This is a genomic window from Christiangramia sp. (assembly GCF_029937855.1).
GTDB lineage: Bacteria > Bacteroidota > Bacteroidia > Flavobacteriales > Flavobacteriaceae > Christiangramia.
Genome location: NZ_JAPYPC010000005.1, coordinates 38,080 through 52,512, shown reverse-complemented (window position 1 = coordinate 52,512; position 14,433 = coordinate 38,080). Strand labels below are relative to the sequence as shown.

Annotated in this window: 17 protein-coding genes; 8 read left to right on the top strand and 9 right to left on the bottom strand. The window is 37.5% G+C overall.

The window, feature by feature from the left end:
• Position 1: 1 nt before the first annotated feature.
• The 5 genes from Q1K34_RS04300 to Q1K34_RS04285 are packed head-to-tail and all read right to left on the bottom strand — an operon-like array spanning position 2 to position 3,437.
• Positions 2-907 carry a geranylgeranylglycerol-phosphate geranylgeranyltransferase gene (locus Q1K34_RS04300; RefSeq protein ID WP_300434980.1) on the bottom strand — a complete coding sequence of 302 codons (906 nt, stop codon included), beginning with the start codon at positions 905-907 and terminating at the stop codon, positions 2-4.
• A gap of 9 nt (positions 908-916) precedes the next feature.
• Positions 917-1,855, bottom strand: a complete 939-nt coding sequence (locus Q1K34_RS04295) for a mevalonate kinase (protein WP_300434977.1) — start codon at positions 1,853-1,855, stop codon at positions 917-919.
• On the bottom strand, positions 1,852-2,115 hold the full coding sequence (locus Q1K34_RS04290; protein ID WP_300434974.1) for a DUF2442 domain-containing protein: 264 nt from the start codon (positions 2,113-2,115) through the stop codon (positions 1,852-1,854). Before Q1K34_RS04290 ends, Q1K34_RS04295 begins: the two co-directional genes overlap by 4 nt.
• Positions 2,112-2,312, bottom strand: a complete 201-nt coding sequence (locus tag Q1K34_RS17995) for a DUF4160 domain-containing protein (RefSeq protein WP_367183303.1) — start codon at positions 2,310-2,312, stop codon at positions 2,112-2,114. Before Q1K34_RS17995 ends, Q1K34_RS04290 begins: the two co-directional genes overlap by 4 nt.
• A 33-nt stretch (positions 2,313-2,345) precedes the next feature.
• Positions 2,346-3,437: a diphosphomevalonate decarboxylase gene (locus tag Q1K34_RS04285; protein ID WP_300434972.1), complete on the bottom strand. Its 1,092-nt coding sequence runs from the start codon at positions 3,435-3,437 to the stop codon at positions 2,346-2,348.
• A 97-nt stretch (positions 3,438-3,534) separates the two neighbouring features.
• On the opposite strand from Q1K34_RS04285, the gene Q1K34_RS04280 reads away from it, so the two are divergent.
• Positions 3,535-4,014: a TspO/MBR family protein gene (locus tag Q1K34_RS04280; protein WP_300434970.1), complete on the top strand. Its 480-nt coding sequence runs from the start codon at positions 3,535-3,537 to the stop codon at positions 4,012-4,014.
• On the opposite strand, the gene Q1K34_RS04275 is transcribed toward Q1K34_RS04280, so the two are convergent.
• Positions 3,983-5,212, bottom strand: coding sequence for an NAD(P)/FAD-dependent oxidoreductase (locus Q1K34_RS04275; RefSeq protein WP_300434967.1), 1,230 nt, complete (start codon positions 5,210-5,212; stop codon positions 3,983-3,985). The genes Q1K34_RS04280 and Q1K34_RS04275 overlap by 32 nt on opposite strands.
• Before the next feature lie 59 nt (positions 5,213-5,271).
• Entirely contained in the window at positions 5,272-5,985 is a 714-nt protein-coding gene (locus tag Q1K34_RS04270) for a glycerophosphodiester phosphodiesterase family protein (protein WP_300434964.1), read from the bottom strand.
• Positions 5,986-6,144: 159 nt separating this feature from the next.
• Here Q1K34_RS04270 and Q1K34_RS04265 point away from each other — a divergent pair, with 159 nt between their 5' ends.
• From Q1K34_RS04265 to Q1K34_RS04245, 5 genes are read left to right on the top strand one after another with little or no spacing between them, the layout of a single operon-like run.
• On the top strand, positions 6,145-6,993 hold the full coding sequence (locus Q1K34_RS04265; protein ID WP_300434961.1) for an SDR family oxidoreductase: 849 nt from the start codon (positions 6,145-6,147) through the stop codon (positions 6,991-6,993).
• A 9-nt stretch (positions 6,994-7,002) separates the two neighbouring features.
• Positions 7,003-7,524, top strand: coding sequence for a DUF421 domain-containing protein (locus Q1K34_RS04260; RefSeq protein ID WP_300434958.1), 522 nt, complete (start codon positions 7,003-7,005; stop codon positions 7,522-7,524).
• A 10-nt stretch (positions 7,525-7,534) separates the two neighbouring features.
• Complete coding sequence (gene gntA, locus Q1K34_RS04255; RefSeq protein WP_300434956.1) at positions 7,535-8,230, top strand: guanitoxin biosynthesis heme-dependent pre-guanitoxin N-hydroxylase GntA; 696 nt, start codon at positions 7,535-7,537, stop codon at positions 8,228-8,230.
• Between the two features lie 2 nt (positions 8,231-8,232).
• Positions 8,233-8,865: an FMN-binding negative transcriptional regulator gene (locus Q1K34_RS04250; protein ID WP_300434953.1), complete on the top strand. Its 633-nt coding sequence runs from the start codon at positions 8,233-8,235 to the stop codon at positions 8,863-8,865.
• On the top strand, positions 8,866-9,444 hold the full coding sequence (locus Q1K34_RS04245) for an urea carboxylase-associated family protein (protein ID WP_300434950.1): 579 nt from the start codon (positions 8,866-8,868) through the stop codon (positions 9,442-9,444).
• A 16-nt stretch (positions 9,445-9,460) separates the two neighbouring features.
• Here the strand turns inward: Q1K34_RS04245 and Q1K34_RS04240 are convergent, their stop codons facing one another.
• Both Q1K34_RS04240 and Q1K34_RS04235 read right to left on the bottom strand, forming a co-directional pair.
• On the bottom strand, positions 9,461-10,180 hold the full coding sequence (locus tag Q1K34_RS04240; RefSeq protein ID WP_300434947.1) for a TerC family protein: 720 nt from the start codon (positions 10,178-10,180) through the stop codon (positions 9,461-9,463).
• 294 nt (positions 10,181-10,474) lie between these two features.
• Positions 10,475-10,963 carry a hypothetical protein gene (locus Q1K34_RS04235; protein WP_300434944.1) on the bottom strand — a complete coding sequence of 163 codons (489 nt, stop codon included), beginning with the start codon at positions 10,961-10,963 and terminating at the stop codon, positions 10,475-10,477.
• 212 nt (positions 10,964-11,175) lie between these two features.
• On the opposite strand from Q1K34_RS04235, the gene Q1K34_RS04230 reads away from it, so the two are divergent.
• Positions 11,176-12,933: an SLC13 family permease gene (locus Q1K34_RS04230; RefSeq protein WP_300434942.1), complete on the top strand. Its 1,758-nt coding sequence runs from the start codon at positions 11,176-11,178 to the stop codon at positions 12,931-12,933.
• 158 nt (positions 12,934-13,091) lie between these two features.
• Positions 13,092-14,432: a sugar porter family MFS transporter gene (locus Q1K34_RS04225; RefSeq protein WP_300434939.1), complete on the top strand. Its 1,341-nt coding sequence runs from the start codon at positions 13,092-13,094 to the stop codon at positions 14,430-14,432.
• The last annotated feature ends 1 nt before the right edge of the window (position 14,433 follow it).

Sequence of the window (14,433 nt, the reverse complement as noted above, 5' to 3'; positions counted from 1 at the left end):
CCTAAAAAACCCGGTTTAATACTTCGTCTATATCAATCAATAAGATGCTGAAAACACCTGTAACGATGATAAGTTTCAGAATATTATGTAATAAAAGGTATTGCCATTTGGCTTTGCTGAAATATAACATCAATAGAAATATTACCAATAGCAGGAAGGAAATGTAGAAGTAATAATCCATATATCCGGTTTCAAATCTTGTAACAAGCAGATAAATGGGAATAATAGCAAGAACGGTACATATTGAAAGAAAAAATTTACTCCATTTTTCACCATACACCAGGGGAATAGTTTGGTAATTTTGAACGAGGTCTCCCTGCATATTTTCCAGATCTTTTACCAGCTCACGCATCACGATCATTAAGTAAAGAAAGGTGGCATGAATAAAAATGACGGTTTCAAAATTCCTATAATAAATGAATATGACAAAGAATGGCGTGATACTAAGAATGGAAGCCACCAGATTCCCAAGAAATAATATTTTCTTAAGTCTGTGCGAATACAGCCAGATGACGAAAATATAGATAGAAAAGAACACTACGGCCCTAAAGGATACGTAACTGGCGAAAAAGATGGAGGCAAAGTTCAGGATAAAATAAACCGAAAGTTTAGTTCGCTGACTTACAATCCTGTCCAGCATCGTTTTTTTAGGACGGTTTATTAAATCCTTTTCGCTGTCATAGAAATTATTAATGATGTAACCTGAAGCGATCACGCTGGAAGAAGCCAGGATGAGAAAGAAAAGATTGGGATCAAAGAGTACTTCTCTCAGGGGTTTATCATGAGCCAGAATAAATGCAGAAGTAAGATATTGGGCTATTATTACTACCAGGATATTATAGCCTCTAACTACAGAAAAAAGGCTGAAGGTCTTCAGTAGTAAGCGCTTATTAGCCGCAGAAGCCATACGTAGAATTTAGAAGTTATACACTACTTCTAAATTATAACCCTTCAAAGCTTTCCTGGCCTTTTCAATATCCTCGGTAAATCCAAGAATATAACCGCCACCACCAGAACCACAAAGTTTTAAATAATAATCGTTGGTATCGATTCCTTTTTTCCAAAGTTTATGAAATTTAGCAGGAATCATAGGTTTAAAGTTATCCAATACGGTGTGGGAAAGTTTCTTTACATTCGAAAATAGAGATTTTACATCTCCTTTAAGAAAATCATCCACACAGGCATCTGTTTGCTTTACAAACTGGTCTTTCAGCATTTTCCTGAAAGGTTCCTGTTTCATGTTTTCCATGAAAATACTTACCATGGGACCGGTTTCTCCTGTAATACCACTATCAAGTAAAAATACAGCTCCGGTACCATTTTCTGTTTGAGATGGAATCCCGGCAGGCTCAATATTTTCTTTTGAATTAATAAGAATTGGAATGCTTAAATAAGAGTTCAATGGATCAAGACCTGAAGATTTACCATGAAAAAAAGACTCCATTTCTCCGAAGATCTTTTTCAGCTTTAACAGCTTGTCTCTTGTTAAATTTTCCAGAACAGTAATTTTGTCTGTGGCATATTTGTCATAAATAGCTGCTACTAGAGCACCGCTACTGCCAACACCATATCCTTGTGGGATACTGGAGTCAAAATACATTCCGTTAGAAATGTCTTTTCTCAATGCATCAAGGTCAAAATGTACCAGATCTGGATTGTTCTCCTGAAGAGCTTCCAAATAAGCGGTAAATTTCCTTAAATTCTCATTCGATTTTTTTGACTCATTCCCAAGGTTCTCACCTAATTTTAAAGCTCCCTTATAGAAATTATAAGGAATGGATAATCCCTTGGAATCTTTAATGATCCCATATTCTCCAAAGAGTAGGATTTTTGAATAAAATAATGGTCCTTTCATTTAGATTTGGTATTTAAATCTTTGTTATAATGTAACATTCCGTAAGCGGAAAGATCTTCATCCAGCCTATTCCAATGTACCCCGTATCCTGTAGGGGAAATTGAAAAATCTAAGCGTTCTTTTTCAGATGCTTTTAAAAGTTTAGGAAACCATTTTAATGGTGCTCCAATCTCACGACCATCTTTAAGATAAAAAAAAACCTTTTCATCTCTGAAGAAAACCTCATCAATTCTAATATTTGAATCTACAGCAATATTCATTTTTGATAAAATTCATCCCACTTTCTAATAAAAAAGAAACGCTGATTTGTGATAGTTTTAATTATCGTACTTAAATCGTTCTTTTTCAAATTAAAAGCATGAATCAAAGTTAATGAATCTAATTCAATTTTAGCTTCTCCACCTTTTCCCTCTACATGAGTATGCTTTGGCAAGTGCTCATTGGAGTAAAAAAAAATATCTAAATCCTTTTTGTTTCAAAATAGTAGGCATCAGGATATTTTTTTCGCTCCCTCACCAACCTGGTCGCAAATATACTGTCCGTTTTCGCAATATGCAACTAACTCATTCTTAATGAATTCTAAAACTTTATCTTTTTGGTTTTCAGGATATAGTACATGTACATTAGCTCCTGCGTCCAGTGTAAAACCCACAGCAATATCAGTACTTTTTCTAAAAGACCAGATCTTATTAATGATCTCAAGTGTATTTGGTTTCATCAAAATAAAATAGGGCAGACTACTCATCATCATCGCATGGAGACTTAGAGCTTCACTTTCTATAATTTTAATAAATTCTGAAAGATCTCCCGATTTAAGAACTGGAATAAGCTTATTTAAATTATCATTTGCTTGTTTAAAGCGTTGTTCCGCAAACGGATGTTCGTGCATTAAATCATGTCCCACGGTACTGCTTACCTGCTTTTCTCCTTTATCTACCAATAGAATTGTATCCTGGTAATTCCTGAAATTATCATGAATTTCATCTGGATATTTTTCTCCAAAAAGATCTGAAGAACCCTTAATTTTTTCATGTTTTCCCCAAACCACCAACGGTCCTTCAATACTTCTCGAAGCGCTACCGGAACCCAGTCTGGCTAAAAAAGACGTTTTTATATTAAAAAAATCTTCATTTATATCTGGATATAATTTCTTTTCCAGGTCCATTACACAAAGTGCGAGCGCACTCATACCACTGGCAGAGGAAGCAATTCCACTGCTATGGGGAAAAGAATTCTCACTATGGATCTCAAATTTGTATTCTTTAAGGTAAGGGCAGTAGTTGTGTATTCTTTGAAAAAATTTTAAAACCTTTGGCTTAAAATCTTCCTTTGATTGTCCTTCAAAATAGAAGTCGAAGCTAAAATCTGCGGGATCTGACTCAGCTTTTTTCTTTGCGTATTTTAAGCTCGTGGTAGTTTTACAATTATTCAGCGTAAAACTAATGGAGGGATTGGCGGGAATTTGATTTTCCTTCTTTCCCCAGTATTTTACTAAAGCTATATTGCTGGGGGACTGCCAGGTAGCTTCACCGGCTTCTATGTTTTTTGCTTCTCTCTTAGGGATAAAATCCTGTGGGGTCATCCTCAAAAATTTTTGTCAAAGTTAAACTTTTATGGCTTGGATTCCTTCTAAAACAATTCAAATAAATTGCTATTTTAGTAGATCCAACCAACCAATTATGACTAAAAAACTGTTCATAAGAAGTTCTTTTGCAGTAATGATTTGTTTCATTTTTGGTTTTATGGGTGTGGTTGCCACTCAAACGGGATTAGAAAATGGGTACCCCAGCCTGGAAAAACCATGGTTCCATATTCGAGAGGATATCTTTATTTCCATCTGGATACTTATGTATGCGTTAATGGGCGTTTCTGCAGGTATCGTTTGGAGTAAAGGTTTTTATCATAAATGGGTGAAAACTGCATTATATCATTTTGGCTTTCAGCTATTGCTTAACGGATTCTGGTTTTTGCTTTTTTTCGCTTTAGAAAAGCCATTTATTGCCTTGTTGGATTTAATCGCGCTATTTATTTTGATACTCTTTACCATAAAATGGTTTAAGGTAGTAAGCCTTTCATCGGCCTATTTGCTAGTGCCGTATGCAATATGGGTTTTATTTGCCATTGCCTTTAATTTTGAGATATGGAGGTTAAACTCATAGCCTTTGCGGCTAAAAATCCTCCCGTCCAGGCATTCTGAAAATTAAATCCGCCTGTGATCGCATCAATATTTAAAATCTCTCCGGCGAAATACAAATTTTTGTGAATCTTACTTTCAAAGGTTTTAAAATTCACTTCTTTCAGGCTGATCCCACCCGCGGTGACGAATTCTTCTTTAAAAGTACTTTTGCCGTTCACTTTATAAACTGCGGAAGTCAATTGCTCTGATAAATTCTGTAATTGATCCTTGTTAAGGTCTGCCCATTTTGTTTCCTGTTTTATTTTTGAAGCTGCAACGATACTTTGCCAAAGCCTTTTTGGAAGTTCAAATTGAGGTCGGGTTGCCACCTGCTGTTTAGAAATTGAAAATTTTAACTGCTTGAGTTCAGTAATAATATCTTCTGAAGTGTTACCCGGTAAGCAGTTTACCTGAATTTTGAAATTGTAGTTTAGCTGGTTCAATTCCCTGGCTCCCCAGGCCGAAAGTTTTAAAATTGCAGGTCCGCTCATGCCCCAATGGGTGATTAAAAGAGGACCGGAACTTTCAAGCTTTTCATTTAAAATTTTTACTTCAGCATCTAAGGCTATCCCTGCGAGATCTTTTATCCGTGTGTCCTGGATGTTAAAAGTAAAAAGGGAAGGTACTGCCGGAACGATAGAATGTCCCATCTTTTCCAGTAAATTCCAGATTTTTAAATTACTCCCGGTTGCTAACATTAATTTTGAAGCTTTGAAACTACAGTTAGTGGTATTGATCTGCCATATACTATTTTCGCTGGAAAAATCCTTCAGGCTTTCTCCGGTTTTAACCTCAATATTTAGCTTTTTACATTCTCGCTTAAAACAATCTATGATGGTTTTAGAACTATCTGTTATAGGGAACATTCTTCCGTCTTCTTCTGTTTTGAGTTTAATTCCACGATCTTCAAACCAACTTATCGTATCACCTGTCATGAATTTATGAAAAGGGCCACGCAGCTCTTTTTCTCCTCTTGGATATCGTTTAACCAGTTCAGAAGGGATAAATTCGGCATGGGTTACATTACATCGGCCGCCACCGGAAACCCGAACTTTTGTAAGCACTTCTTTGCCGCGTTCAAGAATAAGAATTTTAAGACTGGAATTAGTTTCCGCAGCATTTATGGCGGTAAAAAATCCTGCAGCGCCTCCGCCTACAATTATAATATCGTATAAATCCAAATCTCCCGTTTTAATAAAAGGTAAAAATAGGCAGAATATAAAGAAGCGGGAAAATTTAGTTAAGGCTTGAGATTTAATACTGGATTATGCAGCCTGTTGGGATAATCTGAAATAATGCCGTCTACCCCAAAATCTATCATGCGTTGTATATCCTTTCTTTCATTCACCGTCCATACATTTACTTTAAAGCCGGCATCATGGCTTAATTTTATATTATCCCTGGTGATAATTCCCAGAGATGGATGGATGGCACTGGCGCTAAGTCGTTTTCCCAGTTCAATCGCTTCCGGGACGCTTGCTTTACTTAGCACGGCGATGGGAACCTGTTTATCTATATTCCGAACCTCAAAAAGCTCATTCTTCTGAAAGCTGGAAATTATAAAGTCTGAATATTTCCAATTTTTGCTGTTCACTCTTTCCTGAACGATTTTACAAACCGCAGCAGCAGTATTCAGTCCTTTTAATTCTATATTTATAGTGCATTTTCCTTCAATAAGATCCAGGACTTCAGTTAATAAAGGAATTTTAAAATAACCTTCCACTTTAAGTTTGCTCAGTTCTTCAGCAGATCTTTTGGCAATTTCCCCGCTTCCGTCGGTAGTTCGGTCCAGAGTGAAATCGTGGATCACCCATAATTCGCCACTCGCACATGTATGTACGTCTATCTCCACCATATCCACTCCTATAGAAAGTGCTTTCTGGATACTTTCCAGGGTGTTTTCCGCTAAGTGGCTTTTCGCGCCTCTATGTCCTATTTTTAGGAATTTATTCATATTCAAACTTATCGAATTAATCCATACGAACTATTTTTTAGCGGTTTTGCTCTCTTCTGCTAAGATTTAGAAATCATTATGAATGCTTAACATTTAATTAGAAAGATCGCTTTGTAATTTAGATTTTTTGAGTTGAGTAATTAACAAGCTGGAATTGTCATGAGTAAAAATAAGGAATTTCCTCCACAGGATCAGGAACAGCCGGGCGATGAATTTAAGATGAATCCCGAGCCGGAAATTATCAGGGATAATTATAAAGGAAGTGGTAAATTAGAAGGGAAAGCGGTTCTAATAACTGGTGGAGATAGTGGAATAGGCAGGAGTGTTGCTGTTCATTTTGCCAGAGAGGGTGCCGATATTGGAATTGTCTATTTAGACGAGGAAGAAGACGCCCAAAAGACAAAAGAGCTGGTTAAAAAAGAAGGGAAAGAGTGCTTATTGATTCACGGGGATCTGAAAGAAGAGGATTTTTGTAAGGAGTTGGTAGAAATCTTTATAGGTCATTTTGAAAAACTAGACATCCTTGTGAATAATGCTGCCATGCAATTCCCGAAAGGAGAAGTGGAGGATATTAGTTCAAGCCAGTTCAGAAAAACTTTTGACACTAATCTTTACCCATATTTTTATATCGTTAAAAAAGCTCTTGATCATTTAAAAAAAGGAGGGGTAATAATCAATACTACTTCGGTTACAGCCTATCGCGGGAGCGAACATCTTCTTGATTATTCCAGTACTAAAGGAGCTATAGTCAGTTTTACGCGGTCGCTATCTAAAATGCTGGTAGATAAAAATATAAGGGTAAACGCGGTAGCTCCCGGCCCAATTTGGACCCCACTCATACCTTCTACATTTAATGATATTTCAGATTTTGGAAAAAAAGTTCCGATGGGCAGGGCAGGTCAACCCAGTGAAGTAGGGCCTGCATATGTTTTTTTAGCTTCGGAAGATAGTAGTTATATAACAGGACAGGTAATTCATGTAAATGGAGGGGAAATAATAGGTAGTTAATTAATTAGGATGGAAAAATGGTTTGCTTTTAACCTTGAATCGATGTTGGCAATAGTTCTAACTGCGGTTGGAATTTATATAGCTATTATTATATACACACGTATTGCGGGAAAAAGGAGCTTCTCAAAAATGTCCAGTTTTGACTTTGCCATGACGGTGGCATTAGGATCTATGATAGCGACCACTGTGTTATCTAAAAGTGTGAGTTTATGGGAAGGAATTATTGGTCTGGGAGCCATCTATCTTCTTCAGCTTTCCGTAGCAATACTAAGAAGATATAAGTTGGTAAGGAATGCCGTAGACAATGCCCCATTAATGTTGATGGATGGTAAGGAGGTCTTATATCATAATTTAAAAAAAGCGCGGGTAACCGAGGACGATCTTAGGTCTAAATTAAGAGAGGCGAATGTGCTAAGGATAAAAGAGGTAAGGGCCGTTGTCTTTGAGGCTACCGGAGATATCTCTGTTTTACATACCGGCGATATGGATGAAGAAATTGAAGAGTGGTTGATAAAGGGAGTGAAAAGATAATATAAAAGGAATGGAAGTTAAGAATAGAAATAAAAAGAAGAAATATACGCTAAACCGCGATGACGGAAATATTAAAAAGGAGTTTGAGAACTTTGTTCTGAAGCATGATCATCCATGCATTATGGCTCAAACCGTTTTTAGTATGGATAAAGTGGTGTTAAAGACTTATGAGGATTTCGGGAGTATTGAAACTGCAAAGAAACTCATCGTAGATTTGGAAACGTATGTATCAAATTACGATTTTGGATCGAACGATTTTCAAACATTTCTGGCGGTATTTCCAGATTCTCCTGAATATTCCGAAATTCAATTTGAAAAAATTCTTTGGAAGCAACTTCAAAACCTTCATAATATAGATAAAAAAGAATGGGATCCTGAAGTTAGTAAAGATACGGAAAACAAAAATTTCAGCTTTAGTCTTGGAGGGAAAGCTTTTTATATTGTTGGTTTGCATCCTAATGCTTCAAGAATTGCCAGGCAAACTCCATATACAGCAATCGCATTTAACCTGCACTGGCAGTTTGAAAAATTGCGGGAAATGGGAACTTATGAAAATGTTCGTAATAAAATACGGGAACGAGACAGGGAATTACAGGGAGAAATTAATCCTATGTTAGAGGATTTTGGTAATAGTAGTGAAACGAAACAATATAGTGGAAGAAAAGTAGACAAGGAGTGGAAATGTCCTTTTCATAGCAAAAAGTAATTATGTATAGACCTCCCCAATACCGAAAGGATGATAAAGAATTTATTTTTTCATTTATTCAAAATCATCCTTTTGCAAGTTTTGTTATAAATGGGAATAGGCTGCTGGCTACTCATATTCCGGTACTTATCGATGGGAATGCTAACAACTGGAAACTCTATGCCCATATAGCCAATCATAACGAACAACTCAAGTTTTTAAAAGATGGAGCGGAAGCTCTGGTAATTTTCCATGGAGCAAATGCCTATGTTTCTTCATCCTGGTATAAGGAAAAGGATATTAGTACCTGGGATTATTCTGCGGTTCATGTGAATGCCAAAATAAAACTGCAAACAACAGCTGAGCTGGAAAATTCGCTTAGTTTACTTGTGGAAAAATTTGAAAAGAAGCAGGAAAATCCTCTTTTTTATAAGGAGCTTCCGCGGAAAATGATTGAAGATCACCTTCCACTCATTACCGGTTTTTGGCTTGAACCCTTCGAAGTGGAAGGGATTGCCAAATTACATCAGGGATATGCCGAGCATGATATTAAAAGTACAATGAATCATTTGAAAAATTCTGAAAATGCAAATGAGAAGAATCTTTCCGAAGCAATTAGAGAAGAAAACGGGATAGAACAGAATAAAAAATACTAGATGGAAATTATAGAAAAGCAAACAGGGGCAGCTTTTAAACTGGAAAAAGGTAAGTTGCTTAAAGTAATTGATCCCATGGGAGAACAGGTAAGCGATATGGTTTTGTTTAATGCGAACGATACCAGGGAGAAGATTTCCAGCGGGAAAACTATGGATTTTGAAGAAAGTATACTTATTACCAAGGCGAATTACATTTGGAGCAATCGGAGTAATAAAATGATGGAGATCCTGGAAGATACCAATGGTAGAAATGACTTCTTGTTGGCTCCATGTAGCCCGGAAACGTTTAAGATCATGTATAAAAATACCGATTATCATCCCAGTTGTTTTGAGAATTTATATTCCAATTTAAAGAGATTTGATATCGAGCCTGATGATATTCCTACCGCTTTCAATATTTTTATGAATGTTCAGTTTGATAAATTCGGTAAAATCACGGTGGAACCGCCTACAAGCAAAGCTGGCGATTATATACTTTTTGAAGCTAAAATGGACCTTTTCGTAGGTCTAACAGCATGTTCTGCAGAAGATAGCAATGGAGGGAGTTTTAAGCCCATCCATTACGAAATTTTAGATTAAAGATTTTACCTGGTATTTAAATATTCTTCTTTCGGTATCTCATATTCAGCATTTCAATGGCTAAGGAAAAGAAAACCGCGAAATAGATGTAGCCCTTGGGAACATGATAGTGTGCACCTTCCACAATAAGCATCACCCCGATCAATATCAGGAATGACAATGCCAGGATTTGAATCGTTGGATGCTTGTTTACAAATTCACCAACGGCTTTTGCAAAAATCATCATTACTATGATAGCAACCACCACTGCAATTACCATAAGAATGATTTGATCTGTAAGGCCAACAGCGGTTAAAATGGAGTCGAATGAGAATACGAGGTCCAGCAATACGATTTGTATAATGGCTGAAGAAAAAGACATGGTTTGGTTGACTTTTTTGCCAGTTTCAGCTTCTTCCTGTTGCCCTTCTACTTTATGATGAATCTCCAGCGTACTCTTTACTAGAAGGAAAATACCTCCGGCAATTAAAATAATATCCCGCCAGCTCAAATCAAAATCTGCTATAGTTAATACAGGTTTGGTTAAACCAATTATCCACGTGATACTTAGAAGTAGTAAGATTCTCATAATGAGAGCGAGAGAAAGTCCGCCAACTCTTGCCTTTTTTTGATTTTCTTCGGGCACTTTTCCAGCCACCAGGGAGATAAAAATGATGTTGTCTATCCCTAGTACAATTTCGAGGAATGTAAGTGTGAGTAGTGCTACCCAGGTATCCGGTTGTAAAAAGATCTCCATAAGAAATATGTTGGCAAAGCATCAAAATTAGATAAAAATTGATGAGTTCAAGTTAAAGTTTTGACAAAGCAATAAGGAAGTGTCTTGAAATTTAATCTTACAAATTCCCTCACGGATCTACCTCGGAATTTCCGCTTCACCTCTCCTCTTGCACCGGACGACCGCAGGGAGAGGAATGCACGGTCGGAACTATTTTTTCGCAGTTCCGGGTGAGGGGAAATAAAATCCCGATAGCTCGGTACGGCGAAATGTTCCTACGGTTTGCCCAGGGGAAAGTGGGCTTCAAGAAAATTTTCATTTAGGAAAACCAAACTTATAACTTATCCCTCCATATACAGATACCTGGAAAAAATCATAATCTGTACGCCAGCGATATTCACCTCTCAGGTGGACGAAGAACCTTGAAAAATGGAATTCTAACCGACTATTCAATGCGAGCGATGGAAAAATTTTCCAGGGACGCCTTATAAAAGATAGAGAGAGGTCGGCGACAGGAATAAGCATCTTTCCTGGTCTAAAGACATAGCCGGGATTTATCCCCATAGATTCATATTCTATTGCTGAAAATGTTTCATAATAGGCGATTATACTGAAATTTTCATTTCTATAACCCAGGTTAAATGTGCCGTCGTATGCCTGAGGGTTTACTGTTCCCCCAAAAGTCGCATTACGTAAATCAACTCCTATACCAGCAAAAAAATAAGGGTCTTCCCGAGTAAGCCAATACTGGCAGAAGACGTGCGCTGGGAGTAATAAAAGCACCAAAAGAAAAATCCTTTCCATTCATGATATAGGTAAAGGGAATTTTATCAATTCCCGGGACTCTATGTTTTTTGTTGCTTAAAGTTTTGATTTCTGGCCGATTATGAAGATAGTGTATATCTTGAATACTAGTAGTTATCTTTTGAATTAAATATTAAAAACCGAGTTCTCATTTAACATTTTATAGACATCTATTTTATCTATATTTAAATTTATTTATAAGATTTTGAATTATGGAAATTGCGCTTGTTTTGGGACTGCTGGTAGTAGCCATAATTCTTTTTGCGACGGAAAAGATTTCAGTGGATATCATAACCATAAGCTTATTGGTGGTTCTAAGTCTCACGGGAATCTTAACTCCTGCTGAAGCTTTTGCGGGTTTCAGTAGTGATTTTATGATCATTCTAGCCTCAATTTTTGTCATATCTGGAGCACTTTCTGAAACCGGGTTACTCGATAAATTAGGCTCTAAGCTGATAAAAGGCATTAAAAGCAAATCTTTATTTATAGCCTATACCATGCTTATTACCGGTTCATTTTCAGCATTCATGAACAATACCACGGTAACTGCTTTGGTAACCGGTCCTGTAGTGGGGATGTGCAGAAAATTAAACATAAGTCCTTCCAAAGTCCTTATTCCTGTTGCATATTCTTCAATTCTTGGCGGTACCTGCACCCTCATTGGAACATCAACTAATGTTGCCGTAAGTGGATATATTGCCAGTGTAGGATTAGAACCCCTGCATTTTTTTGAAATTTTCTGGATAGGACTTATTCTTTCAACTGTAGGAATTATTTTCATGCTTCTTTTTTGGAAAAAGCTACTGCCCGATAGGGAAAAAGGAAGCTATACTGAAGAATATAAGATTAAACAATACCTTTCCGAAATTGTAATTTTAGAAGGATCCAGCCTGATTGGGGAAAGGGCCTTTTCATCAGAATTGGCCAAATGGAATGTGCGTATCATCAAGATTATTCGGGAAAAGGATGAGATCATTCCTAATCATGCCACAAAATTACAGCTCAGCGATATCCTGTTGGTGGAGTGTAAAGTAGATGATCTTATAAAAGTGAAAGAACATTCAGGATTAAAGGTACTTGCAGATACTATAGATAATGAAGAAATTCAGAGTGATAAAATACGGCTGATGGAAGTGCTGGTCACCCCAGGCTCTCCGTTTGTTAAACGTACTCTAATTGAAACAAGGTTTAGACAAAATTATGATCTGGTGGTGCTGGCTATCCACAGGTTCGATGGAGTAATATCACAAAAAATAGGAAGTCTTAAGCTAAATATAGGAGATGTACTATTGGTACAGGGAACGGAAGAGGCAGTAAATGCTATAAAGAATTCTACTGAATTTTCTGTAATGGGAGATTTTAGGGTAAACATGTTTAAAGAACGAAAAGGTATTTTTTCTGTGATTATTTTTATTCTGGCAATTATCGCAGGCTCTTTGGAGCTGGTTCCGCTGTCTATAGCTTTTCTCACTGCAGCCCTGGTTACAGTAATAGTAGGTGCTATTCCCGCAGAGCGGGCGTATGAGATAATGAATTGGAAACTTCTCATTCTTATTGGAGGGATGAGCGCGTTCGGAACAGCCATGCATAATTCGGGTGCTTCAGAATTTTTGGCGAACAATATCATTAATATTTTAGGCGGAATGGGTACCCTGTGGGTGTTAACAGGTTTTGTGGTCTTAGTGATCCTGCTTACCCAGCCTATGTCTAATGCTGCCGCGGCACTGGTTATTTTACCGGTGGCCATGGATGCTGCAGCGATTCTTCAGGCAGATCCTCGTAGTTTTGCCATTGCAATTATGCTGGGCGCATCGGTTTCGCTTATTACTCCTTTTGAACCTTCCTGTATATTAGTGTACGGCCCAGGGAAATATAAATTTATGGATTTTATTAAGGCAGGTGTTCCTCTTACAAGCATCCTGATTCTTCTTATTTTAATCCTTGTTCCCATTTTCTGGCCATTAAAATGACTTAAAAGCTTCTGAAAATATGGAGCCTGGAGTTGATTTTTCTAAAATAATAAGTAGAAACTTTCAAAAATTATCTAAATTCTGCCCTCAGAGCCTGTAGGATTTCTGCTTTTGGGACCAAAGGGAGGTTTCTCAGGTTTTAATTTCAATTAGTAAATATGAATAAAATTCTTGCCTGGTCTATCAGTGCTGCGCTTGCTGGTTTTCTTTTTGGATTTGATACGGTAGTAATTTCTGGTGCTGATAAGCAGTTGCAGGAATTATGGAATACTTCAGATGCTTTTCACGGTTCGGTAGTGATGGCAATGGCATTATGGGGAACGGTGGTAGGTGCTATTTTCGGTGGTATCCCCACGAATAAGATTGGAAGAAAGAACACACTCATGATTATTGGAGTGCTATACTTTGTTTCTGCCCTTGGTTCTGCTTTCGCGAATGATTCTATTACATTTGCAGTTTTTAGATTCCTTGGAGGTCTTGGAGTTGGTGCTTCCACCATTGCCGCACCAGCTTTTGTTTCAGAAATAGCGCCTGCAGATAAAAGAGGTAAACTGGTTTCTTTATACCAGTTTAATATTGTTTTGGGAATTCTTATCGCGTTCCTTTCTAATTATTTATTAAGAGATACAGGAGAGCAGCCCTGGAGATGGATGGTGGGAGTGGAGGCAATTCCGGCCCTTATTTATTGTGTTTTTGTTCTGTTTTTGCCCAGAAGTCCGCGGTGGCTGGTTTCCAAAGGCAGGATGGAAGAAGCAACGAAGGTGCTACAAATGATAGATCCCGGGATGGATGTTCGGGATAAAGTGGCGGAGATCGAACATCAAAATAGGATGGAAGCAACCGGAGAAAACATCTTTATGCGTAAATATCGCTTTCCTCTGATCTTAGCATTTCTCATTGCATTTTTCAATCAGTTGTCCGGTATCAATGCTTTTCTATATTATGCACCAAGAATATTCGAATCTGCAGGGCTTGGGGAAAGCACGGCTCTTTTGAGCAGTATTGGAATAGGAGTGGTGAACCTCTTATTTACATTGCTGGGAGTTTTCCTTATTGATAAATTAGGAAGAAAACAACTCATGCTTTATGGTTCCATAGGTTACATTATTTCACTGTCTTTGGTAGCCGCCGCATTCTTTTTAAACTGGGGAGGGCTTTGGGTGCCAATTTTCCTATTCCTTTTTATAGCCTCTCATGCCATAGGCCAGGGAGCGGTAATCTGGGTATTTATTTCTGAAATTTTCCCGAATCGCCTACGGGCTTCAGGTCAGGCTTTTGGTTCTTCAACACACTGGGTGTTAGCGGCAATAATCCCATCTTCTATTCCTTTCTTATTCTCCAGTATTGGTCCAGGATATGTGTTTGCATTTTTCGCTTTTATGATGTTCCTACAACTACTTTTCGTGCTCTTTATGATGCCGGAAACTAAAGGAAAATCGCTGGAACAGCTTGCGGAAGAACTGTCATTTAAAAAGCAAATTTCAACTACAACAGAATAAT